The following is a 23,844-nucleotide window of genomic DNA, read 5'->3' on the forward strand; positions in this document are numbered from 1 at the left end:
TTATGTTGTAGTGTGTTGTTCATAGTTGTGCTATACGATTATTTTTAAACCTGAAAGTTTCAGAGAAATAAATTTGACAATAGATGTTTTTAATAAGTGTTCCTTGTGAATATTCACTTTATCAAGTGTCTGATTGCCCCATATATGGGGATATGTATATTCTCTCCAATGGAGAGTTCCCTTTAAGGGAAAATGAAAGGGCCGAAAGGCCCTTTAAAATATATTACATGTTCTCAAATTTTTTCTTCCGGTCTTCTTCTTTTTTTCTCAGTTTTTTAGCAAGCTTAGGATAATATATTTCGCGGTTATCCTCTTTAGGCCAGCAAACTGCTACGGCATAGAATAGTAATGCTAACGAAACTAAAAGACCAATAAGGTAATGCGGAGTTATTGGATCGCGATGTTTAGATTGTTCCCATAACCAGTCAATAAACATCTTACTGGAACCGTCTGATGCAGATAGATACCACTCTATGAAGAAAACAAAGAAAGTCCCGACAGAAACTATTTCAATCAACCTTCCTTCTTTGAGATTTTTCTCGCTTTTATTTTGTTCTTCCTTATATAATTTAAATGACATATCGTCTCCGTTATCTAAGGCATCATCTCGCAGCTCAGAAATAAAAACTTCAGTTGAAGAACGTGAATAGTTCCTCTCGTCTTTACTCTGTAAATAATCGCTATATTTTATTCTTGATAAGAACATGTAAAAAAACAATGTCATTACTTCTAATATTACTGATGAGAAAATACCTAAAGCTATAATCATTCCGGCCAGATCCGCTAATGATAAATCGAATTCTTTACCCAGCTTAATACCAAAGAGACCATATCCTTTTAAATAGAAAAAAAGTACATCGAAGCAAAGGGTAAAATAAATCACTTTTGCTACTTTGGTTAAATCCCATAGTCCATCTGCAAAACTTAATACAGAAAATGTCGAACTACTATTGCTATTACTGGATGACATATATTGCCTCTTTCATTCTTTACTAAACTTCTTATATTAACGACTTAAAGAAGTGATGCAAGCCATTCTTGGATTTCAGGTTAATGAGAAAATTTTAATTACTTTCATAAATTCAAAGTACACAACATGATAAAGATGTTGTGCATTTTGATTTTATATTAAAGCGAATTTTTAGTGTAATCTAGCTTTTGTTCTCTTGATCAACAATGTTTCATTTTGAGTGCCTAAAAGTTTTGATTTTATTTTATCGATGCTTTGTGAGCTAATATCGTTGGAGTTTAACATTCCAGATATTATTTTAAAAAAAGCAAATCCCAATGGGATATAAGGGTTGTCATGATAAACACCAATTGCAGATGCTATCAATCCACATAGATCTAACGAAGATAGCTTACTTTCTTTATTTTCTATTTTTCTTATTTCTTTATTTAGTTCGTAAATTTTCATATCAAGTTCTTCACTTGATAAATTTGAAAGTTTTTTTGAAAAGTTTTTTATTCTTGGTATATCACCCCTGAGTATCGCATCGTCTAATTCTAGTGCTGATATGTCATTATCTAATGATAATATTTTTGTGGCTATTTCACCGATTTTTGACTGCACAATTGCATCTTTATCTATCCTGAATCCATTGTATCCATATAAACAGCACGCCGAAGCATTATATTGTGAATGCTCATTGCCTTGATATGGATAAAAATCAGCATTTAATGCCATAGCCCATTCTAGTGGCATTGCGGAAAATAATAACTCAAGATAAAGATCACGACCTTTTTTATTGAATAGTTCGGACATGACTGGAGCTATGCCAATATTTGCTACCCCCATGGCTCCGCGTTCATGGATATTCATTTCCATTGAGTGCCAATTTTTAGATAATGCGGAAACAAATAAATTGAATATTTCACTATCTAATTTTTTCAATGTTTTTAGAATGTTTAATTTTTCTTCAAAAGAAAAGGTTGTAGCAAGAAAACCTGTTTTTTTTCGGATGTCAACGATTGATGATGATGCTAAACGTCTGGATAAAATAATACATTCAGGATGAGTATTTAGGCACTCTTCTAAAAAAGATACGTTATATCTTGTTATGTTTTGCGGTAACGCAAATTGAATTCTTCCTCTTGATATTAACTCTAATAGGTGATGCTTTGGTATCTTTAAATGGCTTAAAAAGTCATTATCTTGTCCTATGAGAGGGTATGATATTATCACTCGTTCATAAATTGATAAATAGTTTCTTATATTGTCAGGCCTCAGAACTTGTGCGTCAACAAAACAACTGCTGTATTTATTATTGAAACTCGTTGGGAGAACCTTGTCCTTTTCTAAATCATAAGATGTAAGAATTCGACTTCGGTTATCAAGCCAAAAATCCTCATCTTCCTCATGTAGATTTCTTAGCTTTGTTGGGATGTTATTAGGTAATATTTTGTTTGGTATTAAAGCTAAAGGATCTGAGTGTTTTGTTTCAGACTTGCTGATATTTAGTAAATTGTAGTCTGTTATATATTTGATCTTGTATTTAATGCCGATGCTATATAATGTTGTTTCTATTTCTGCTTTTTCATCTTCGGTTAATTGTTTGGAGAAAGACAGTTCTAAATATAATGATGGGAGTTTAAGATTATACCTAAATGGGTGTAATTTTTTGTTTATATATTGAAAAAGTAAATTTTCTAATTCGGAATTTGTATATGGTGCGCCAAAAGAAAGAGCAACTTCGTAGTTTTCTCTTCCTCTGATTTTTATTGCACTATTAGGAATGGTTTGTGTTAGTAATAATTTAGGGCTACCAATAATTCGATGCTCTTCTTGTATTTTTTCAAATTTCTCTAAATCAGATTCAGTGAGCATTCCATCTTTTTCAATCAACACATAATATTTTGAATCACAATACCATAATCCCTTTATATCCATTTCAGGATGGGCTAGTGCAAGCGATTCAAAACCATATCGTGAGTAGTTAATATCATATTCATCTATATCGCTCATGATTTTTTCCTTAAAATATAAAACTTTTAGTCAAACATGATTAGAAATTTTTAGTATCTAAATACCTTTCCGGATAGTAAAGTAATTTATGATTTTTTTTAATCCGTAGGCGTGTCTAAGAAAGGCAATACTTCTCCCAATCATCCATCAACGCCACACGCTTAGGCCATAACGTCCCACGTTGATACGCAGCCTCAGCCTTATCAGCTAACTGGTGAGCCAGCGCATGTTCAATTACCTCACGTTGATGGTCTGTGGTTTCACCAGCCCAATCACGAAATGTTGAACGGAAGCCATGTTGTGTTAAACCACTATGTCCCATTCGTTTCAAGACTGCCAGCAATGACATATCAGAAAGCATTCCACCTCTTGGGGCAGGGAATACAAGATTATTTTCTTTGAAGCGGGGTAAATCCTTTAACAGGGCAATGGCAGCCTCAGGCAGTGGAACCTTATGCTCTTTGCTGGCTTTCATTCTGTTGGCTGGGATGGTCCAAGTTTTGTTCTTCAGATCTATTTCTGACCATTCAGCGCCACGGACTTCACCAGAGCGCGAAACTGTCAGTATTGAAAACTCAAGTGCTCGCGCTGAAATGCCTGCTCGTTTACGTAGTTCGGTCATGAACGAACCGATCTTGTTGTAGGGTAATGCAGCATGATGCTTTTGGGTCTGAACCTTGCTTGGCATTGGCAGGAGGGGCTAAAGCATACCTTTCCATGAAGCAGGGTTATCGCCCTCAAAGTATTCTTTCGCTTTTGCGTAATCAATGATCGCTTCAATGCGACCACGCAGACGGCTGGCAGTTTCGTTTTTTGTTAACCAGATTGGTTCAAGTATCGCTAATAGGTCAGTCTTTGTAATCTCAGCGATGGGTTTTTGACCAATAACAGGATAAGTATACGTTTCCAGCGTGGACCGCCATTGGGCAATGTGTTTCTGGTTCTTTAGCTCTTTGGTCTTAATTGCGATAACGTCTTCAGCACAGCTAGCAAAGGATTTGTTCTTGTGGGCCAGACGTTCCTGATGCGCTTTATGGGCGTGCTTTTCTGCAAGAGGGTCAATGCCATTACGGATTTGTTTACGCAGCTCACGAGCTTTATCACGCGCTTCTGCTAATGAAACTTCAGGGTAGGGGCCTAGACCCATGTTTAAACGTCTCGGAACGGTTCTTCCTAGAGCATTTACTCTTACCCCCATAGCAACGCAAAGCACCCATGAACGCGACTGGCCTCTGTTTCGAAGATACAGGCCGTCAACGCCACCGACGGCAAAAGAACCTTCTTTTTTCAACTTAGCGACTGCGAGTCCGGTGAGTTCTTTTGCTTTTTTCGGCATAGTAAAACCTGTCATACAAACCGCCATGCATAAGGTACTGCATAAAATGTCAGATTTTTCCGTATGTAGCAAGACGTCCTCGAACAATGTATTTTGACAACATATTGTTTATTAATAGTAAAAATGGACTATTTCTGACATTCCCGGACATTAATTTGGCGGACTACGCTTCCGCCAAACATAAACCCCAAGCTATCAAATAGCTTGGGGTTTTTTCGTTTTGCTCGGTTTATATTTTGTCTTCCTTTACTCGTCTTAGTCGCGCAAGAGCAACAGTGCTGCTGACCGGTTGAATGCTGGTGAACTGAGTAATCACCCCGCCTCGCAAAAGCTACATGAGCGAACGTCTCTTCATTCGTCGTAATATCCATAGCAGCCCCAGCATAATAGCCAGATAGCCCATAACGTAATTCCCTTGCTGTTTTCGTTCAGAGAGCGCCGGATCGGCTGCCCATGCCAGAAAGGCGGTAACATCCCTGGCGTATTGCTCCTCAGTTTCAGCTTTCTGCGACGCCGGACTCCATTGGATCTCTCCGCTATTCAGCGGTTTCGGCATGTTAATCACGCCGCCCGGAAAATAGCGGTTAGCCTTCAGTTCGGGATCGTCAGGCAGATAGCCGGTGAGTAGCGCGTAGACGTAATCAGCTCCCTGGTCCGTGTAGGGCAGAAAAGCATCTAACAGGAATTGCGGAAATCCACGATCGTATGAGCGGGCGCGGACGATATAGCTCAGGTCAACAGGTTCTGCGCCATTATTAAGGTATCGAGCTTCCCGCTCGTTTAAATATGGCGATATAAAGCTGTCATTTAGCGTCCCGTCCCGCTCACCCATCTGGCCGTCATCCTGAATCTCAGGAAACTGATAGCCGTTAGCGATACTTCTTGCTTCTTCTTCCGTGAGTTCCGGGCCGCCGGGTCTGGTCAAGGTTCGAAAGGTAAGGTGCTTCATGCCGTGACAAGCGCGACACTTCTCTTCATAAACCTGCAGACCACGCCGAAGCTGCTCTTTATCATACTGGCCATTGATGCCGCTGAAACTCCATTCCTGTCGTTCAGGCGTGGCTTCTTGCGCATAGGTGGAGCCCAGTCCCAATAGAGAAAAACACAGAACACTGAATTTCAATAGTCGTTTCATTATCAGTCCTGTTTTTCCAGAAAACGACGGCAAGGTAATACGATTAAAAACCAGGCAAACCAAATCAGCGTCGAAAGCTGGGACGCGGCACGTATCCAACCTTCTTCGTTACGAAAACCGTCAAGAAGGTCGGGGCCAACCAGCGCTTTCGATCCTAACCAGCCTAAAAAGCAGGCATTGATGACCCACAGCCAGAATCCGCATTTGACCAGCTTGCTGTAATGGCGAAAACGAGCCCGGGAGGTATCAAGCCAGGGAAGAAAATAGAAAATCAGTATCGAACCGCACATCGCGGCTAGTCCTACGAATTCATTCGGGAAGCAGCGCAAGATGGAGAAGAAGGGAAGGAAATACCATTCTGGCGCAACAATTGCCGGTGTAATCGTTGGGTCTGCGGGAATAAAGTTATCGGCGCTGCTCAGATAGTGCGGAGCAAAGAATAAAAACCAGGCGAAGAGCATCAAAAAAAGGGTGATTTTGATGGCATCGAGATCGGTAATTTTGTAATCGAACAACAGGCTCCTGGACTCTTTCTCGCTGAACTTCTTTTTCATCGCTTGGGCAAACGCTGACTGTACGGTTCGTATATGAAAAACCGTTGCCACGACAATCATAAAAGGAAGAATAAAGTGGATAACAAAAAAGCGGCCAAGCATCGGTGTTCCCGGCGTATGGCTACCGACTAAATATGCGTATAACGTATCACCCACTAGCGGAATGGCCTGGGCAAAGCGAGTAATGACCGTTGCCGCCCAGTAGCTTTTTTGCCCCCAGATAAGACTATAACCAAGAAATGCGGTTATCATCAGGAGGATATACAGCGTGACGCTAATCAACCACATTGTTGTCCAGGGCTTGCGGTACACGTTGTAGTACATACCGCGAAAAATATGCAGATAACAGGCAAAGAAAAAGAGCGATGCGCCAATAGCATGCATATTGCGTATCAGTTCTCCGTGGCGAACCGCACGCATAATATGAATAATGGAGTCAAATGCCAGCCCGGCTGTCGGCACGTAAAACATCGCCAGTACGATACCTGTCAGGATCTGCACGCCGAGCATAACCAGCAGGATTGCGCCGATAGCGAACAGCCAGAGTCCGGCAATCGAACGAGGAAAAGGAATTCGCCAGCGAAGCGAATAGACGCGCTCACTCATCATGTCAGGCTTCCTTAGTGCCGATACGCACGATCTGACCATCAGAATGAAAGGCGTAATCCGGGATTGCCAGGTTGGCCGTTGCGGGGCCGCGCGTCACGCGCCCGGAGGTATCAAATTCCGAGCCGTGGCACGGACAAATCCAGCCCAGCCCTCCCGGCTGGGCGTTGGGGACACATCCGGCATGTGGACAGTACCCTTGAACCACCAGCCATTGGGGATGAACCGCAGAGACCCTCTCGCTGTCAGACTGTGGATCAATAAGCGTATGCCAGTTGGTATTTCTGGCGGCGACAATCTCTTCCTGCGTGCGGTGGTGAATAAGAATCAGCTTTCCCTGCCATATGCGCCTGATGGTTTGTCCAGCAGCAACACCCGCAAGAGAAACATCAATCGGTTCATTTTCCCCTAGCGTTTTCTCATCCGGGCTCAAGGCCGAAACCAGCGGCCACACGGCAGCCGCGACGCCCGCCGCGCCGACGAATTTCGTCAGTTTACACAGGCATTCCCGACGCTGTTCCTGGATTTCTCCATCTGCAAGTTTTTTATCTGCCACCTTGTATTTCTCCCAGAGTAATGCGGATTATTGTTTGTCGATACGCGCGTAAATTTCCTGAAAGCGCTTATCAGCAATACCTGGCGCTTTGAATGCCCGATAGCTGTCCGGTAACGTGGTATCGCCAACCTTAATCATCATCACCATGCCCTGAGCGTAATGCGGTGAACATTTGATGCCGTAAAATCCGGGATTGTCATAAGTCACCTCGATCTCTTCATCTATTTTTCCCATGAAACCGGGATAGTCAGCTGGAGACAATTCAGCAATTGAAGCCGCGTTGTGGCTCTTATGCTTACGGATAAACTTCACCGTATCACCGGGTTGGATCTCCAGATAATCCGGCTCGTAGGCCATCGGCCCCGCAGACCCACGATTCTTCATCAACACTTCGTGAGTTTGCGCGAAGGCTGAAGAGGCGAGGGCGAGTAAACACAAAACTTTCAGACTCTGTTTGAGGTATTTCATCGATTCTTCCTTAAAATTCATCAGGTCTTTGATAACGAATAAAACAGTTTTCACTACCCGCTTCATGTTCGACAACGGCGTCGATACCAAACCAGGCATGGAGATTTTCGCGGGTAAAAACGGTGCAAGGTTTACCCTGCATCGCCATTTGTCCGGAGGTCATTACGATTATGCGATCGCAGAACATTGCGGCATGATTAAGGTCGTGCAGAGCAGCAATCACCGTGAGCTTTTCACGTTTAACCAGACTCAGCAGGCCAATCTGATGTTGAATGTCGAGATGGTTGGTGGGTTCATCCATCAGCAACAATTGCGGCTGCTGCGCCAGCGCCCGTGCAATATGCAGGCGCTGTTTTTCTCCCCCGGAAAAGGTATGCCAGCAGCGGTGCTGTAATTCACTGAGATCGACCTTCTCCAGCATCGTTTGTACGATATCGTCATCTTTGGCAGACCAGGGGGTGAGCAGGCTAAGCCAGGGGGTCCGTCCCAGAGAAACGGCTTGTAAAGCGGTAAGCCGCTCGCTGGTTTCAGCCTGTTGTTCGACCAGCGCCACCTGTTGCGCAAGATGACGCCGCGAATAGTGCTGGAGCGCTTTTTGCCGCAGAGTGATGTGCCCGGAAGTCGGCTTCAGCAAACCGGCCAGCAGTGAAATCAGTGACGTTTTGCCCGAGCCGTTGGGACCGATGATACCGACAAACTCGCCGGGAGTTACGCGGAGAGAAATATCATCAACAATCGTCTTACCCTTTACCTTCCAACGCAGATTGCAGGCTTCAATAACGGCTTGCGCAGAGGCAACAAGTGGCTGTACGAGGTTTACCGTCATTTGTTCTGGTTTCCTCTTATCAGAATGATTGAAAACGCAGGCGCGCCGACCAAAGCCGTGATTACCCCAATGGGCAGTACCTGGCCGGGTAGTAACGTGCGGGAAATAACATCGGCGACAATGAGGAAGATGGCGCCGGTAAGCGCACTAACCGGCAGCAGTCGATGATGCTGGTTGCCGACCAGCAAACGAGCGGCATGAGGGATCACCAGACCGACAAAGCCGATCGCACCAACAATGGAGACCATAATCGCTGTCATACCGGTGACAGCAGCAATTAGTACTGCGCGAGTACGTTTGACTGGAATGCCCAACGATGCCGCGGATTCAGCGCCAAAGGAGAACGCATCAAGGTGGCGGACATAACAGAAGCACAGCGCAATACCGACCAGAGCGGTAGGAATAGCTAAGACAACATCGGGCCAGCGTACACCGCTCAAATTGCCTAACAACCAGAACATAATTCCGCGTGCTTGCTCGGCGTTTGCTGAGCGGGTGATGATAAGCGACGTAATCGCATTGAACAGTTGCGAACTGGCGATCCCGGCAAGAATGATTTGGGTTGTAATCCCGCCGCCTTGTTTACCGCCAGCGGCCATCGCCAATAGCGCAACGAACAGAAATGCCGTCAGCGCACCAATGAACGCCCCTAAAGACATACTGATGATGCCAGCCCCCAGTCCCGTGAGCGCAATCAGCACCGCACCGGTAGATGCTCCGGCAGAAATCCCCAGTAGATAAGGTTCGGCGAGCGCATTGCGTAGCAACGACTGCAACACTACGCCGGAAACAGCCAGGCAGGCGCCGCAGCTGGCTGAGACCAGTGCTCGGGTCAGTCGGTAGTTCCAGACGATCCCGGCATCCAGTGCATCGACAGGATAGTGGGTATCGAAAAGATGATTTGCCAACGTGCTGAGTACGTGCCGCCAGGGGATAAACGTTTCGCCGATGGAAATCCCCGCCAGCAGTACGCAACACATCAGCGCACTGACCCAAACGGCATGACCACCGACTCTCACCGCAAGCTGACCAACAGCGCGACGCATCCTGCGAGAATCACTCATGATTATCTGCGTTCCTGAGTAACGGAGATGCGCTATACCGTGCCGTGATATAGCGCAAAATGTAGATTAATGAGCAGCCTGCGGATGCGCTAAGCCATATTCAACCAGAGCGTCAGCCAGTTTTTCCACCCCATCAATAGTTCTGATCCCGGCATTCATTGTCTGTACGTCAATGGCCGGCAGATGGTTTTCTTTGACGGCAGGAATCAGTTTGGTGACAGGATCGGACTGGAGGTATTCCATCTTGATCTTCCAGTCATCTGCCGGGAAGCGTCGGCGGCTCATCTCACCGAGCACAATGACAGAAGGGTTAGCTTTAGCGATGGTTTCCCAGCCCACCGTTGGCCACTCTTCAGCAGAATCAATGACATTTTTCACACCCAGCGTTTGGGCTATCCATGCTGCTGGGCCAAACTTCCCGGCAACGTAAGGATCGAGCTGTAAATCGGCGCTTGAGAACCAGAACACGGCAGAAACATTCTTATCCATGCCGGTAATTTTATTTTTTGCTGCTGATTCACGCGCTTTAAGGCTGGCAATCAGCGCTTCGCCTTTATCCTGAACATCAAAAATTTTTGCCAGATCGGCGACTTCCTGATACACCATAGCAATATCAAACATGCCCTTACGAACACCATCACCCCCATCTTCGTTATCCTTAGCACAGTCAGCTGGCGCGGTGTAAACGGGCACCTTCAGTTCACTAAACTGTTCGTATGATGCAACTGTGCCAGCAGGGCCGATTTGCCATTCAAACTGGCTGGCGACCAGATCTGGTTTTTTAGCCACAATTCCTTCAAAGCTGGGAATATTTTGCGCAATGACGGCAACTTTTTCATTTGCTGCTTTGTAAGCATCCAGTACCGGGCCAAACCACAACGAAGTACCCACGACGCGATCGGCCAGCCCCAGTGAATAGAGAATCTCGGTACTGTTCTGACCCACGGTTGCCACGCGCGTTGGTGCCTGATTAAAGGTAATATCGCGTCCACAGTTTTTAATCGTCAGAGGATATTCGGTTTTTGCCGCGTTAGAAAAACCGGAAGTCAACAGTACAGTGGTTCCAACAATAGCCAGAAGCGTTTTTTTAGAAGAGAAAAATGTAGAATTAGCGTGCATTATCATCGTCCCGTTGATGCCAGAATCTTAAAGTCTGGTCATGGCTCATTTCATTCCATATATCGGGAGGAGACATGAAGATAGATGACATTAAATTGTGAATTTTAAGAATGAAGATATGCAACAAATGCAAATAAGCCTTACTTAGCCAAAATCTTATTCATAAATACACTACTGCTTACGTCAAATAATTCATCCCATGGACCATCCCGTCCACTTAATGGTATACATCGTTGACAGCAGGTCTCCTGACTCACGGTAATCAGAATATCAGCCTTCCCATAAAGACGAGCTTTACAGTGACCTGTGGCTTATTAACCACACAAGGATATTCTGCATCCGCCTACAGTTGCGGGGGCAGTTATGGAATTGAATTGAATAATTCTCACCATATTCCTATTCATATACAAAAATGTAATGAAATGCTGTCAAAAGCGACTCTAACGGCAATTGTTAACGAGGTCAACCGTATGAATAAATAGGGAAAACCTCACACCTCTGTTAAAATTGTTATATTTTACAGTTGGTTATGCTTAAATCCTTTATCTCGGAGGTCTACATGAAAATAACAATAAAAAGCTAAATGAGAATTGATTGATATTGATCAAACTATAAACACAGTTTTATTTTTTCAATTTAATCATATTGATCGTTATCAATAACGCAGTTAATTAGCGTTGGGTTAATTTAATAATGTGATCTCTGCATATGTACCAATTGCCATTCATCCTGCATATCCATAACGACGCTAAAATCTTTACGCAACCAAAAATGATACCCTCCAGGCAAGAAATGATGAGTATGAAGATATAAGGTTTTATATTTTTGCTGCTGGCAGAACATTTGAGCTAAAGCAAACAACCGGCTTCCGATTCCCTGTCTGCGGTAGCGCGCATCCACGTAGCAACGACAAATTTCTGCCGTTTCAGGCAAATTATAGTGCCCACGTAGCTCAGTGATACGATCATCATATTGACATACAGCAAGTGTAGCGATGAGCTCTTGTTTTTCACTCCATGCGCAAAGTAATAGATTTCTTTCTTGCAAAATATACTGCTGCTTGAGATCGAAGATATCTTCTTCAGCAGCAGGCATGACTCTCCCGGCATTGAAGAACAAATTAAGATGCTTAATAAGGAACGACTGAACAGCAGGTATATCGGCGTGAGTCATCTCACTAAACCTTAATCGGGTCATGGCAGGCATCCAAGCTTAGAGTGGAATACGATAATAACAATAAGACCACTTTCAAAACAATATTGACGCTGCTATGGCTACTCGCGCCAACGCGGTAGTCACCAGCGATTTGGGGGCTAATCTGTTCTTTTATTGTCCTGGGTCTTGCTTTTCCTAACTGTTGCCGAGGCATAGTTTTCCTCTGCATCCTAAGCCTGCAACTCTAACTCTCAGAAATGAGAGGCCGATCCTTTGAGCAGGACTTTTGTCCTCAATCCTCTGCAAACGTCTGGTTACAATCCCTGCATATCTCCAATACCCATAATTCAGGAATTGTTATGACTGCACATATTAATGCTAAAGCGGGTGATTTTGCGCCAACTGTGATTATGCCGGGCGATCCGCTGCGCGCAAAATTTATTGCCGAAAATTATCTCATGGATTACCGCGAAGTTACCAACGTGCGTAATATGCTGGGCTATACCGGTCTTTATTTTGGTCAACCTGTTTCGGTGATGGGACACGGTATGGGTATTCCGTCTATGACGCTATACGCCCATGAGCTGGTACATGATTTTAATGTGAAGAGAATTATTCGCGTCGGTAGTCTGGGGGCAACACAACCGCATGTCAAAATGCGCGACATTATTCTGGCTCTCGCTGCCGGTACTGACTCTGTCACAAATTTAAAACGTAGCGCGGGCTACACGATGGCGACGTCCGCTCACTTCCCATTACTACAACAGGCGTGGATGCTGGCACAGAAGGCCGGAATCGACATTAAGGTCGGTAATGTTTTCAGTGGCGATCTTTATTACGATCCTGACGAAAACCTCATTCCTGCACTGGAAAAGTTTGGTGTACTGGGTGTGGATATGGAGGTGGCCGGCTTATACGCCTTAGCACACCAATTTAATATTGAAGCACTGGCTATTTTAACGGTGTCCGATCATTGCCTGACAGGCGAAGAAACCACGGCAGAGGAACGACAATTAACTTTTAAAAATATGATTGAGCTGGCGCTAAATACAGCCGTTACGGCTTAGCATTGGCTTTTAATTGAACCAATCAGGGATGTCATTATATGAAGAATAAAATAGCACTTACACTGATTAGTTTTCTGGCAAATTTTATTATGGCGGGGTTTGCCAGTCAGTTTGGAATGCTGATTGAACCGATTGCGGTACGTTACAGTGCTGATGTGAATACCGTTGCCTCGATATTTTCGCTGCTTAACGGTGGGGCATTAGCGGGGACCATCGCCGCCTTTTTCCTGATAGAAAAAATTGGCGTCAAGCGAATGACGTTTATTATCTATTCGATAGTGTTCCTCTGTTCGCTGGCAATGCACTTAAGCCCCGGCTTATGGCCAGTGATGGTTGCCATGACTTTGGTGGGCTTTTGCGGTGGGATTGGCCTGTGTGTGGCAGGAACGATTGTCGTTTCGGTATGGCAGGATCGCATTCAAAGTACAATGTTGGTGGTACAAGACGCCACCTTTAACGTCGCAGGCGTGGTTTTCCCGCTGATCACCACCTACGCCCTGACGCACAATATGTCATGGAGTTACAGCTATCTAAGTGTTGGCATGGTGGCCTTACTTACGTTAGGTGTGGTGGCGCTCACTCGTTTTACTGCCTGTGAAACCGCGTCTGCGGAGGAGCGGACAGACGCGGTGAAGTCTGAGTGGAACCCAGGGATTATTAGCGGAGGTATTGGTCTGTTCTTAGGTATGCTGGCGCTGTATACCTTCCTGACCTGGGCACCATTATTTGTGAAGAACAAATTTGGCATTCCTTTTGAAGAAGCCGGTAATATTATTACGCAATACTGGGGAGCGGCGTTGGTTGGGGCGCTAGTATCAACTGTTATTGTTTCTCGAGTGAGGATACATTATTTCCTGTTGAGTATTATTTTGCTCGCTTGCGTTATTACGACCATTATTGTAACGAAAGAAAACATCTCGGGGCTTGATTATCTGGCTTATAGTTACGGATTCGTCTGTGCGGCGCTGTATAACTCCTTTATTGCCTACGGAGTTTCATTTGTGAAGCGCGCAAGTAGTCAGAATGTTTCATATATTTTAATTAGCGGTAGCGCCGGGGCTATGTTTAGTCCAGCGATCAGTGCGCTAATGGAAAAAACAATGGGCTTGCAGAAAATTATGTACGCAATACCAGTATTATATTTAATAATCTTTATCATGTTGATGGGTACATTAAAACTTAAACGTAACAAAGCACAGTAATAACACTTACCTCTCTAATTAGATAGTCAGTCGCCACACCATTTATTTGGTGAGGCGACACTCAACCTTGCTCAAAGGAATTGAAAATGATGAAGAATAAATCAATGATTAAAAAAACAGTTCTGGGCGCAATCGTTGCAATGAGCTGTACGCAAGCGCTTGCTGCTGATTATACCGATGGCAACGTCCGTAAAAATGATTTTAACTGGATGCAGATGAACTTAATGCAAAGTGTGGATGCGAAAGTGCCTTATGGTATTCGTAATGACACTTATCTGGAACTGGAGTTTGGGGCGCGTTCCGGAATTATCGATCTGTATGGTTATGTCGATTTCTTTGATATTTTTGACCGCAAGCAGGATGACCGCCATGGTGGCGATAACTTTTTCGCCAAGATATCCCCACGGTTTTCCCTGGATGCTATTTTAAATAAAGATTTATCCGTTGGGCCATTTAACGAATTCTATATCGCAACGGTAAATAACATTGGCGACCGGGAATTATTTGAACATTATGTCGGTCTGGGCACAGATGTTAAGGTTCCGTGGTTTGGTCTGGTGGGAATGAACATCTATGCGCATTATGTGCGTGAAAACTACGGTGCGGATAACGAAGGCAAGTGGGATGGCTACATGTTCTCGACCAACTGGTCGACGCCGTTCTATACCTTTGCCAACGGCAGCTACCTGAACTATCAGGGTTACTTTGACTATCAGTTCGCCGCTAACAAGATTGCTAATCAACCGTTATACAGCAATAACGCGATTGAATGGTATAACGGTATCTACTGGCATTCAGAGCATTATGCGGTGGGTTATGGCCTGAAGTATTTCCGCAATATGGCATTGATGGAAAATCACGGCGGAGCAGGGCGCACCACCGGACTCGGTCACTACTTCAACCTTACCTATAAATTCTGATTGCGCTGAACTGACACACCAACCTTCTCTACGGAGATGGTTGGTGTGTCAGTCAATGATGTCATTGCCGAGGAATTTACGCAGCCCATCCAGATCCTTAATTTCCAGTCCTTGCTTCGTGCGCGTTACCAGTCCGGCATCCGTCAGGGCTTTAACCGCCCGCCGATAGACCCGATCGGTGGTGCCGAACCGTTCTGCTTCCTGGTATTTTTTATGGAAACCATCCATCGGCTGTTTGTTCTGATGCTGGCGATACAAATCATACGCCACGTTATGAACGATAGGGTAGAGCATCCGGTGCAGGAAGATTTCCAGCATATCCTGATAATCAATCGCCATCGCACTGGCAAAAAATATCGCCAGTCTCGGGTGCTGGTTTAGCGCTTCTTCAAGACGATCACAGCTGCACACCGCCACGGTCAACGGCTCTTCGGCCACGATATCAAGCTGGCAGCGATACCCGGTAAAAAACTCCATTTCACCAAATAGTTGCTCATCACATTCCATTGCGCCCAACTGAAAACGGCGACCATTTTCCGCGCTGTAACGCAGGGAAATTCTGCCTGATTGCACCATGATAAGTCGATCGACTACCTGTCCCTGGCGATAGAGATACTCATCTTCGTGGATCATCTGCGTTTCAGAGAGCAGTTCCTGGAATATCTTCTCAATTAAGGCATCATCTTGCTGCCAGATATTGTGAAAACGACCTTTTGTGAGGGGCTTAAGCTGCATGGCTCAACGTCTTATTGTTTGAGATAATTCTTATCTCTGACTGTATGCTATCTACTGCTTAATGTCATTAAGAGCGCGGGGCGGACAATAAAAGGGCCAGCACCATGCTGGCCCTGACGCACTAAGGATGGCTGATAAAACGGGACAATCGCTGGCGCAGCAGGCGATTTTCCTGACGTAACTGAGCGTTCTCTTCCAGCAACGTCAATGCAACGGCAATCCCTGGCCAGTCAAGTTCCAGCTCCTGACGCAGGCGCATCGCGCGACGCATTACGGTCAGCGCATGATCGTCAAACGTCTCGTCTTCATGGGGTTCTATCACCCCTAAGCCGACAACCTCATGCAGTTCTTCTTCTGACACACCGGTGTACAGACAAAATTCGGTAATGGTAAAAGTGACGGTAACGTTAGCCATTATGCTTTCCCCCACTCTTTGCGCGGATCAAAGGTCTTTTGTGCATCCGCCAGTTGTTGCCACAGGGCGGCACTGGTGTCGTCAGGTTTCGGTGGCATGACGATCTTGATCACCGCATACAAATCGCCGGTATGTTTTTTACTTACCAGACCCTTGCCTTTAATGCGTAGCCGCTGACCGGCCTGGCTGCCTGCAGGAATGGTCAGCAGGATGCTCTCTTTCAGCGTCGGAACGGTTACTTTCGCACCCAGCGCAGCTTCCCACGGCGCCAGAGGAACGACAACTTCCAGATCCTGATTAACGATATCGAACAGCGGATGCGGCGCAATATGAATCACCAGCCACAAATCACCGTTCGGCCCACCGTTTTCGCCGGGCGTGCCCTGACCTTTCAGGCGGATACGCTGACCGTTACCGACGCCAGCTGGGATTTTCACGTTCAGTGTTTTAGGAATTTCTCGTTCTACCATGCCAAACGCATTGTAGACTGGCAGGTTGTAACTGATAGTGCGGCTGTGCTCAGTAAGCGTTTCTTCGAGGAAGACGGCAACTTCTATTTCGATGTCATGCCCGCGGCTGGCAGGGCGCTGGCGCGACTGGTGCGCACGCTGACCAAAAATAGAGGAGAAGATATCGTCGAAATCTTCGGCGCTGTAGCTTTGCCCCTCTCCTTGCTGGAATTGACGGCTGAACTGAGGGTCGTTGCGATGCTGCCACAGTTGGTCGTACTCGGCACGTCGCTGTTCATCACTCAGGACTTCCCAGGCTTCAGCAACCTCTTTAAACCGGGCCTCAGCGTCAGTCTCTTTGCTGACATCAGGATGGTATTTACGGGCGAGTCGACGATAGGCGGTCTTGATTGTCTTGAGATCGTCTGTCGGTTTCACGCCCATAATGGCGTAATAATCCTTTAATTCCATAGCGTTCTCTCGTGTAAATTAACACTTGAAGAAGGTGTACCCCGACAACAGGTAACACCGCTAAGTTTAGGGTAATCCTGATAACGGCGAATGCCAACCGGGAAGAAAGGATATTGGTCTAAATGATGTGATTGCGCACCACCAACAGCGCTTTTGACTGTTGTGTGGTGCGAAAAGTGAGATTAGCGAAATGTCAGGATTTGGTGATCAGATAGCGAACCGCATCCGCGTAGCTCTTCACAAAAGAGTTTAGGTCGTCAGATTTCAGTCCTTTTGGATTGATCATATATTTACCGTTGATAAAAATGGCGGGCACACCGGTTAAATCTACCGCTTTAGCCATTTCTTGTTGTTTTGCGGTCAGGGATTTCACGGCAAAACTGTTCCAGGCGGCATCATAATCACTGGCGCTGACGCCCGCGCTGATAAATACGTTACGAATATCATCCGCTGTTTTAACGGTTTGTTTTTTCTGAACGGCATCAAAAAGCAACGGTTTAACTTTATCTTGTACGTTTAACAGCATGGCGACGGACCAGGCGTGCGTCATGTCTTGCCCCAGCGGACCTAAAAAGTCGACGTGGTATTCGGTGAGTTTGACATCAGCAGGCAGTACTTTTTTCACGTTATCCGTGATTTCAAAAACTTCATCGTACTGATAACAGGAAGGACAGTAAAATGAGAAAAACTTCAGCGCAGCTGGGGCGGAAGCGACGGGTTTTTCCAGGGTGATATACTCTTTACCGTCGGTAAATGATGCTGCCTGAGCGCTAACTGTAAAAAGTAACCCAATCAGGGGTAATAAATGTTTTTTCATTTTCATATACTCTAAATAACATTTGATAAACAAATTATCTGCTAATGAATACGTTATTCATTGCGTCTGGATATAATAAGGAAATCCCCTGAAAATGCGCTGACCCTTACTTTCATTTACGCATCAGTACGTAGCGGGCATTATTTGTGTGCTGACATTGAAATATTCTCTGGCATTCTTCGTAAATAGTGAATGATAACTTCCGTGATATTTTCAGGGGTGTTTTTAGCAATGTTATAGTGTAATAAACAAAGACGAAAATATGATTAATTATCATTTCGCCTTAAAGCGTGAATGGCAAGGTATTGCGCTAAGTATTTGCAAATACCCCTGTAGATTGTCTTTTTCTTGTCGCGCGTGAATGAATAGGGTAAGTGTCAGAGATGAGCAACCCAAATGGATATCACTATGATCGACCACCTGGATCACCTGGTACTAACCACCAATCATGAAGAGGCTTGCGTTCGTTTTTATGTCGAGCTTTTAGGCATGAGGTTGGAAACTTTCGCACAAGGTCGGAAAGCCTTCGTCTTTGGCAATCAGAAAATCAATCTCCATATTCGGGGAAAAGAGTTTGAACCTAAAGCCTACGCGCCAACGCCGGGGGCGCTGGATTTGTGTTTTATCACCACGCGTACACTGGAAGAGGTGACAGAGACGTTTCAAACCCACGGAGTCGAGATTATTGAAGGGCCCGTTGCACGAACCGGTGCGACAGGACCGATTCGCTCGGTTTATGTCAGGGATCCCGATCTCAATCTGATTGAAATCGCGGTATATCCAGCAGATGGAAGGACATAACTTTACAGCGTAAAGGTTGCCAAAAACCGGCGAGTGGTTAAGATAACTCGCATCAATGAGTGAGGGTATAATGGCGAAACGTCAACGGATGGGATGGTTGTTCCTCTGTCTGGCATGTGTTGTGGTGATGGTTTGCACCGCACAACGCATGGCGGGCCTGCACGCGTTGCAGATGGATACCGCCGTTACAAGCGTTGTCGCCAGCGCACAAGTGCAGACCGATGAAACCTCACCCGTTACCCCTTGTGAACTGAGCGCGAAGTCATTACTGGCTGCGCCACCCGTACTGTTTGAAGGTGCTATTCTGGTGCTGTGCCTGCTGCTGTCGTTGCTGGCGCCAGTGCGGGTGTTTCGTCTACCTTTTTTCCCACCGCGAGCCATCTCGCCGCCCACTCTCCGGGTGCATCTCCGATTTTGCGTCTTCCGTGAATGACAGAACAGCCGTTGCTGACTGTTAGATAATTATTCACGGAGAAAAACTATGATGACTGTTTTCAGGCAGACACTGTTCTGTCTGTTATTGCTATGGCTGCCCGTATCCTGGGCGGCTGAACCCGGCTGGCTGCGTTCACCCGATAACGATCACGCCAGCGTGCGGTTACGCGCTGATACGTCCGCTGGCGGTGAAACCCGTCTGTTGTTGGATGTCAAACTGGAGGACGGCTGGAAAACCTACTGGCGTTCTCCGGGCGAGGGGGGCGTTGCGCCTGCTATCGCCTGGAAAGAGGAAATGCCTGCGGTCGACTGGTTCTGGCCAACCCCTGCTCGTTTTGAGGTCGCCAATATCACTACCCAGGGGTATCACGATAAGGTGACGTTCCCGATGGTGGTGCGCGGTAGAGCGCCCGCCACGCTCAGCGGCGTTTTGACGCTATCCACCTGTAGCAACGTTTGCCTGTTGACGGATTTTCCTTTTTCCGTGACGCCCACAGCCCAGGACCCGACTTTTGCACATGACTATGCTCAGGCGATGGGACAGATCCCACTTGCCAGCGGCCTGACCGATGCTCTGAGCGCCGGCGCACGGGCGGGAGAGTTAGTCGTCGAGGCTCACCGTGCGGGAGGCTGGACTGCACCAGGGCTGTATCTGGATGCTGTTGATGATGCGGATTTTGGCATGCCGCAAATCCATGTTGAGGGGGAGACATTACGCGCCACGGTACCTGTACATGACGGTTGGGGAGAAGGCGCGCCGGATCTGCGTGGTAAGTCAGTCACCCTGGTGCTGGCAGATAACGGTGTTGCCCAGGAAAGTCGTCTTGCGATTGGCGAAGCCCCGGTTGTTGAGAACGCCTCACTCCCACTGTGGCAAGTGGTGCTAATGGCGCTGCTGGGCGGTTTGATCCTCAATCTGATGCCCTGTGTGTTACCGGTTCTGGGCATGAAGCTGGGCTCGATTTTGCTGGTCGAGGAAAAAAGTCGTCGCCAGGTCCGTCGTCAGTTCCTCGCATCGGTAGCCGGAATACTTGTCTCATTTATGGCTCTGGCTCTATTGATGACGGTGCTGCGTTTAACCAATCAGGCGCTTGGCTGGGGGATCCAGTTTCAGAATCCATGGTTCATTGGCGTGATGGTTCTGGTGATGCTGACGTTCAGCGCCAGCCTGTTCGGGTGGTTTGAATTCCGACTCCCTTCTGCGATGACTACCACGCTGGCGACTCACGGCGGCAACGGTCTGTCGGGACATTTCTGGCAAGGTGCATTTGCGACGCTGCTTGCTACGCCGTGCAGTGCCCCGTTCCTTGGAACGGCGGTGGCGGTGGCATTGACCGCTTCGCTGCCGACATTATGGGGATTGTTTATCGCACTTGGGCTGGGAATGAGCTTACCGTGGCTGCTGGTAGCTCTGCGTCCCGGTCTGGCACTGCGTTTGCCGCGGCCAGGACGCTGGATGAATATTTTGCGGCGTTTGCTCGGCGTGATGATGCTGGGCTCCGCTATCTGGCTTGCGACGTTGCTGCTCCCGCATTTCGGATTCGTAGGGCAAAGCACTGGCAAAGAGAGCGTGAACTGGCAACCGCTAAGCGAGCAAGCTATTGAGGATGCGCTGGCGCAACATAAGCGTGTGTTCATTGACGTCACAGCAGACTGGTGCATCACCTGTAAGGTAAACAAGTTCAACGTCTTGCATAAAGATGACGTACAGGCCGCATTGCAACAGCCGGATGTGGTGGCGCTGCGTGGCGACTGGACACTCCCTTCTGAAGCCATTACCGAATTTCTAAAAAAACGCGGCCAGGTTGCTGTGCCGTATAACCAAATTTATGGCCCCGGTCTGCCGGAAGGCCAGGTGTTACCCACGTTGTTAACCCGTGATGCGGTACTGCAAACGTTGAATGATGCCAAAGGAGTTACCCCATGAAGATGATGATTGTTCTGCTGTTAACCCTGTTTTCTGCCGTCAGTATCGCGAAAGAACCTGCGCCGTTTACCCCGGAACAGGAAAAGCAAATTGAAGCATTAATTCAGGAAGCCCTGTTTAACGATCCCAACAGCCCGCGGATTGGCGCAAAGCAGGCAAAACTGACCCTGATAAACTTCACCGATTACAACTGCCCATACTGCAAGCAGTTGGATCCAATGCTGGAAAAAATTGTGCAGAAATATCCTGACGTGGCGGTAGTGATCAAACCGTTGCCGTTTAAAGGTGAAAGCTCGGAACTGGCGGCGCGGACCGTGCTGACGACATGGCATGAGCATCCGCAGCAGTTTCTGGCGCTACATGAAAAACTGATGCAGAAGAAGGGCTACCATACAGATGTCAGTATCAAACAGGCGCAGGAAAAAGCGGGGGCCAGTCCGGTGACGCTGGACGCCCGAAGTGCTGAAACGCTGAGCACTAACCTGCAACTGGCGCGACTGGTGGGTGTACAGGGAACCCCCGCAACGATCATTGGCGATGAACTTATTCCCGGTGCGGTGCCGTGGGAAACCCTTGAGGAAGTGGTAAAAGAAAAACTGGCGGCGGCCAATGCTCAGTAAACTGCGCCGCTGGTTGCGCGAAGGGCTGATCTTACTGGCACTGTTAGCGGGGGCGATGTTGCTGATGGATGCCTGGCGCGCGCCGCAGCTCCCTGCCTCTTTTGACAGCACGCCTTTACAAACGCTGGATGGTGAAACCGTCACGCTGGCAGCGCTCAGCAAAGACGAGCCAGTGTTGCTTTATTTCTGGGCGAGCTGGTGCGGCGTATGCCGCTTCACGACGCCGGAAGTCGACAGGCTGCGTTCGGAAGGGGAAAATGTGATGACCATTGCGTTACGCTCCGGAAATGAAGCTGAGGTATCTCGCTGGCTGTTGCGTAAAGGCGTGGAATTTCCGGTCATCAATGATGCGAACGGGGCTATTTCCCGCAGTTGGGCAATCAGCGTCACGCCCACGCTGGTGGTGATGTCACAAGGACGGGTGGTATCAACCACCAGCGGCTGGACCAGCTACTGGGGCATGAAACTTCGGTTGTGGTGGGCGAAAACGTTCTGATAAATGTGCCGGGGAAACCCGGCATTTTTTTACGGCGTCGCCTTCCTCTGGAAGGCATATTTCGTTGCCTGACGAAGCAAGCACAGTGATTAACGTCCAGAATCAGTCATCTTCTCTTTTCCAGGAAAGTGCAACATGACGAGTTCTTTAGCGTTTGGACCCGCTCTGGTGGTGATGATTGCCGCCACATTTGTCCTCGCCGGGATGGTGAAAGGCGTTACGGGTATGGGGTTACCCACCGTGGCAATGGGGATCCTCGGATCGCTTATTTCACCGGTTGCCGCGGCGGCTATGCTGCTATTGCCTTCGCTGATAAGCAATTTGTTCCAGTTTGGCAGTGGTGGAAATACACGCCAATTACTCAAACGACTGTGGCCAATGCTGCTGACAGTGGTAGTGGCGACTCTGCTTGCCAGCGCCTGGATTACCGGGGGCGACACCACCCGAACTCAGTTTGCACTCGGCGTGGCGCTGGTGGCCTACGCTATCTGGACGCTGGCAGGAAAGAAAATTGCGGTGGCCCCGCAGCGTGAAAAACCGTACTCCCTCGTTATTGGATTTGTGACCGGCTTATTGACCGGCGGAACCGGGGTGTTTGTGATGCCCGCCGTGCCCTGGATCCAGTCCCTGGGCTTTGAGAAAGATGAACTGGTACAGGCGCTCGGGATCTCTTTTACCTTTTCGACCCTGGCATTGGCGCTGGGTCTGTGGTGGCACAACGCGCTGCCCGTACAATCCCTAAGCTTGTCGGCTTTGGCCATTGTTCCTGCACTTATTGGCCAGTGGATAGGAACCCGTGTGCGAAGGGTTATTTCTCCGCTCGTGTTTAAACGCTGTTTTCTGTTTTGTCTGGTCGGGTTGGGTACAGAGATGATGCTGCGTGCTGTGTGACCGGTTCGGTGACTTTGCGCGACTTTCATGGCATCGTTAATTCAGAGATTCAGGGTCAATGAGGTCGTTATGGCATCCGTGATGTTACATGAAGAAGAGGGCGAGCTGGAGTCGAAAATGGCACTCACTGCGGCAGTGATGGCCGATAAATCGCGCTCGCGTATGCTGTGCGCCCTGATGGATGGCCGCGCCTGGACTGCAACTGAGCTCAGCGCGGTGGCGGATATATCCGCGTCGACCGCCAGCGCGCATCTCGCACGTCTGTGCGAACAACGTTTTGTTATAGCGTTGGCGCAGGGCAGGCATCGTTATTTTCGCCTTGCAGGTTCCGATATCGCTGAACTGCTGGAACGCCTGATGGGCGTTGCGTGGGCGACATCAATGTCCCGGAGAATCACAACGCCGCCAGGTTTGCGGCATGCCCGCACCTGCTACGACCATCTCGCCGGAGAGGTCGCGGTGAGGTTGTTTGATACATTGGTTTCCCGTCAGTGGTTAACGCCGGATGGTGAAACGCTGACTCCTCTTGGCCAGGAAAAGCTGGCCCAGATGGGGATTGTCCTGGCGGCGGGTTCATCCCGGCGGAAGTTAACCTGCGGTTGTCTGGACTGGAGCGAGCGACGTTATCATCCTGGTGGTGTGCTTGGCGCAACGTTGCTGCGCTGGTTCAGTGAACAGCGATGGATAAAAACAGTACAGGGCAGCCGCCACGTCATCTTCACACCTCTTGGCATTCGTAAACTCGAAACCGAGTTTGGTGTTAAAACGACACGCTAGATGGTCTGTTTTGCGAAAGCGTTCCCGGAAATATGTC

The 23,844-nt window shown here is 47.5% G+C and carries 24 protein-coding genes, 1 pseudogene and 1 riboswitch; of the genes and pseudogenes, 10 read left to right on the forward strand and 15 right to left on the reverse strand.

Annotated elements, in window-relative coordinates; all coding sequences use genetic code 11:
* Window positions 1-223: 223 nt before the first annotated feature.
* From OGV98_RS17910 to OGV98_RS17960, 11 genes and pseudogenes are all read right to left on the reverse strand, one after another.
* The gene (locus OGV98_RS17910) at window positions 224-970 is read right to left on the reverse strand and encodes a hypothetical protein (protein ID WP_286551851.1); all 747 of its coding nucleotides are present in this window, start codon (window positions 968-970) and stop codon (window positions 224-226) included.
* A gap of 171 nt (window positions 971-1,141) precedes the next feature.
* On the reverse strand, window positions 1,142-2,965 hold the full coding sequence (locus tag OGV98_RS17915; protein WP_286551854.1) for a hypothetical protein: 1,824 nt from the start codon (window positions 2,963-2,965) through the stop codon (window positions 1,142-1,144).
* A 115-nt stretch (window positions 2,966-3,080) separates the two neighbouring features.
* Window positions 3,081-4,301 (reverse strand): annotated as a pseudogene (locus OGV98_RS17920) (tyrosine-type recombinase/integrase).
* A gap of 331 nt (window positions 4,302-4,632) precedes the next feature.
* Window positions 4,633-5,436 (reverse strand): cytochrome c1, encoded by an 804-nt coding sequence (locus OGV98_RS17925; protein ID WP_044700752.1) that lies wholly within the window; start codon window positions 5,434-5,436, stop codon window positions 4,633-4,635.
* Window positions 5,437-5,438: 2 nt separating this feature from the next.
* The gene (locus tag OGV98_RS17930; RefSeq protein WP_016149886.1) at window positions 5,439-6,599 is read right to left on the reverse strand and encodes a cytochrome b; all 1,161 of its coding nucleotides are present in this window, start codon (window positions 6,597-6,599) and stop codon (window positions 5,439-5,441) included.
* Window position 6,600: 1 nt separating this feature from the next.
* Window positions 6,601-7,152, reverse strand: coding sequence for a ubiquinol-cytochrome c reductase iron-sulfur subunit (gene petA / locus OGV98_RS17935; protein WP_044700748.1), 552 nt, complete (start codon window positions 7,150-7,152; stop codon window positions 6,601-6,603).
* A gap of 27 nt (window positions 7,153-7,179) precedes the next feature.
* Window positions 7,180-7,620 (reverse strand): pseudoazurin, encoded by a 441-nt coding sequence (locus OGV98_RS17940; protein WP_202580628.1) that lies wholly within the window; start codon window positions 7,618-7,620, stop codon window positions 7,180-7,182.
* Window positions 7,621-7,630: 10 nt separating this feature from the next.
* The gene (locus OGV98_RS17945) at window positions 7,631-8,446 is read right to left on the reverse strand and encodes an ABC transporter ATP-binding protein (protein ID WP_061548786.1); all 816 of its coding nucleotides are present in this window, start codon (window positions 8,444-8,446) and stop codon (window positions 7,631-7,633) included.
* Window positions 8,443-9,510: a FecCD family ABC transporter permease gene (locus OGV98_RS17950; protein ID WP_016149890.1), complete on the reverse strand. Its 1,068-nt coding sequence runs from the start codon at window positions 9,508-9,510 to the stop codon at window positions 8,443-8,445. Before OGV98_RS17950 ends, OGV98_RS17945 begins: the two co-directional genes overlap by 4 nt.
* A 66-nt stretch (window positions 9,511-9,576) precedes the next feature.
* Window positions 9,577-10,629: an ABC transporter substrate-binding protein gene (locus OGV98_RS17955; RefSeq protein WP_003035934.1), complete on the reverse strand. Its 1,053-nt coding sequence runs from the start codon at window positions 10,627-10,629 to the stop codon at window positions 9,577-9,579.
* Between the two features lie 221 nt (window positions 10,630-10,850).
* Window positions 10,851-11,074: riboswitch (cobalamin riboswitch) on the reverse strand.
* 242 nt (window positions 11,075-11,316) lie between these two features.
* Window positions 11,317-11,826, reverse strand: coding sequence for a GNAT family N-acetyltransferase (locus OGV98_RS17960; protein WP_016149892.1), 510 nt, complete (start codon window positions 11,824-11,826; stop codon window positions 11,317-11,319).
* 317 nt (window positions 11,827-12,143) lie between these two features.
* Between OGV98_RS17960 and deoD the strand changes: the two genes are divergently transcribed.
* From deoD to OGV98_RS17975, 3 genes are all read left to right on the forward strand, one after another.
* Entirely contained in the window at window positions 12,144-12,851 is a 708-nt protein-coding gene (gene deoD / locus OGV98_RS17965; protein WP_003035940.1) for a purine-nucleoside phosphorylase, read from the forward strand.
* 38 nt (window positions 12,852-12,889) lie between these two features.
* Entirely contained in the window at window positions 12,890-14,053 is a 1,164-nt protein-coding gene (gene tsgA / locus OGV98_RS17970; protein ID WP_003846872.1) for an MFS transporter TsgA, read from the forward strand.
* A gap of 86 nt (window positions 14,054-14,139) precedes the next feature.
* On the forward strand, window positions 14,140-14,973 hold the full coding sequence (locus tag OGV98_RS17975) for a nucleoside-specific channel-forming Tsx family protein (RefSeq protein WP_061548782.1): 834 nt from the start codon (window positions 14,140-14,142) through the stop codon (window positions 14,971-14,973).
* Window positions 14,974-15,021: 48 nt separating this feature from the next.
* Here OGV98_RS17975 and OGV98_RS17980 read toward each other — a convergent pair whose 3' ends face one another.
* The 4 genes from OGV98_RS17980 to dsbA all read right to left on the reverse strand — a co-directional run bounded on the left by OGV98_RS17980 (window position 15,022) and on the right by dsbA (window position 17,860).
* Window positions 15,022-15,708: a Crp/Fnr family transcriptional regulator gene (locus OGV98_RS17980; RefSeq protein ID WP_003846869.1), complete on the reverse strand. Its 687-nt coding sequence runs from the start codon at window positions 15,706-15,708 to the stop codon at window positions 15,022-15,024.
* Between the two features lie 121 nt (window positions 15,709-15,829).
* Window positions 15,830-16,123 carry a chaperone modulator CbpM gene (cbpM, locus tag OGV98_RS17985; protein WP_003836827.1) on the reverse strand — a complete coding sequence of 98 codons (294 nt, stop codon included), beginning with the start codon at window positions 16,121-16,123 and terminating at the stop codon, window positions 15,830-15,832.
* A complete protein-coding gene (gene cbpA / locus OGV98_RS17990; RefSeq protein ID WP_003035957.1) occupies window positions 16,123-17,043 on the reverse strand; it encodes a curved DNA-binding protein in 921 nt (306 codons plus the stop codon). Before cbpA ends, cbpM begins: the two co-directional genes overlap by 1 nt.
* Before the next feature lie 193 nt (window positions 17,044-17,236).
* The gene (gene dsbA, locus OGV98_RS17995; RefSeq protein WP_202580627.1) at window positions 17,237-17,860 is read right to left on the reverse strand and encodes a thiol:disulfide interchange protein DsbA; all 624 of its coding nucleotides are present in this window, start codon (window positions 17,858-17,860) and stop codon (window positions 17,237-17,239) included.
* A 396-nt stretch (window positions 17,861-18,256) separates the two neighbouring features.
* Between dsbA and OGV98_RS18000 the strand changes: the two genes are divergently transcribed.
* The 7 genes from OGV98_RS18000 (at window position 18,257) to OGV98_RS18030 (ending at window position 23,807) form a co-directional block, all read left to right on the forward strand.
* Window positions 18,257-18,661: a VOC family protein gene (locus OGV98_RS18000; RefSeq protein ID WP_003846865.1), complete on the forward strand. Its 405-nt coding sequence runs from the start codon at window positions 18,257-18,259 to the stop codon at window positions 18,659-18,661.
* A 70-nt stretch (window positions 18,662-18,731) separates the two neighbouring features.
* Entirely contained in the window at window positions 18,732-19,094 is a 363-nt protein-coding gene (locus OGV98_RS18005; RefSeq protein ID WP_088902472.1) for a copper resistance protein, read from the forward strand.
* A gap of 48 nt (window positions 19,095-19,142) precedes the next feature.
* Window positions 19,143-21,023: a protein-disulfide reductase DsbD family protein gene (locus OGV98_RS18010; RefSeq protein WP_102191181.1), complete on the forward strand. Its 1,881-nt coding sequence runs from the start codon at window positions 19,143-19,145 to the stop codon at window positions 21,021-21,023.
* The gene (locus OGV98_RS18015; protein WP_061548778.1) at window positions 21,020-21,643 is read left to right on the forward strand and encodes a DsbA family protein; all 624 of its coding nucleotides are present in this window, start codon (window positions 21,020-21,022) and stop codon (window positions 21,641-21,643) included. The genes OGV98_RS18010 and OGV98_RS18015 overlap by 4 nt, the downstream gene beginning before the upstream one ends.
* Window positions 21,633-22,139: a protein disulfide oxidoreductase gene (locus OGV98_RS18020; RefSeq protein ID WP_048241231.1), complete on the forward strand. Its 507-nt coding sequence runs from the start codon at window positions 21,633-21,635 to the stop codon at window positions 22,137-22,139. Before OGV98_RS18015 ends, OGV98_RS18020 begins: the two co-directional genes overlap by 11 nt.
* 135 nt (window positions 22,140-22,274) lie before the next feature.
* Complete coding sequence (locus tag OGV98_RS18025; protein WP_149911937.1) at window positions 22,275-23,030, forward strand: sulfite exporter TauE/SafE family protein; 756 nt, start codon at window positions 22,275-22,277, stop codon at window positions 23,028-23,030.
* 69 nt (window positions 23,031-23,099) lie between these two features.
* Window positions 23,100-23,807 carry an ArsR/SmtB family transcription factor gene (locus tag OGV98_RS18030; RefSeq protein ID WP_049002905.1) on the forward strand — a complete coding sequence of 236 codons (708 nt, stop codon included), beginning with the start codon at window positions 23,100-23,102 and terminating at the stop codon, window positions 23,805-23,807.
* Window positions 23,808-23,844 lie beyond the last annotated feature (37 nt).

The sequence above is a fragment of the Citrobacter sp. Cf136 genome (assembly GCF_030333815.1).
In the GTDB taxonomy this organism is placed as follows: domain Bacteria; phylum Pseudomonadota; class Gammaproteobacteria; order Enterobacterales; family Enterobacteriaceae; genus Citrobacter; species Citrobacter freundii.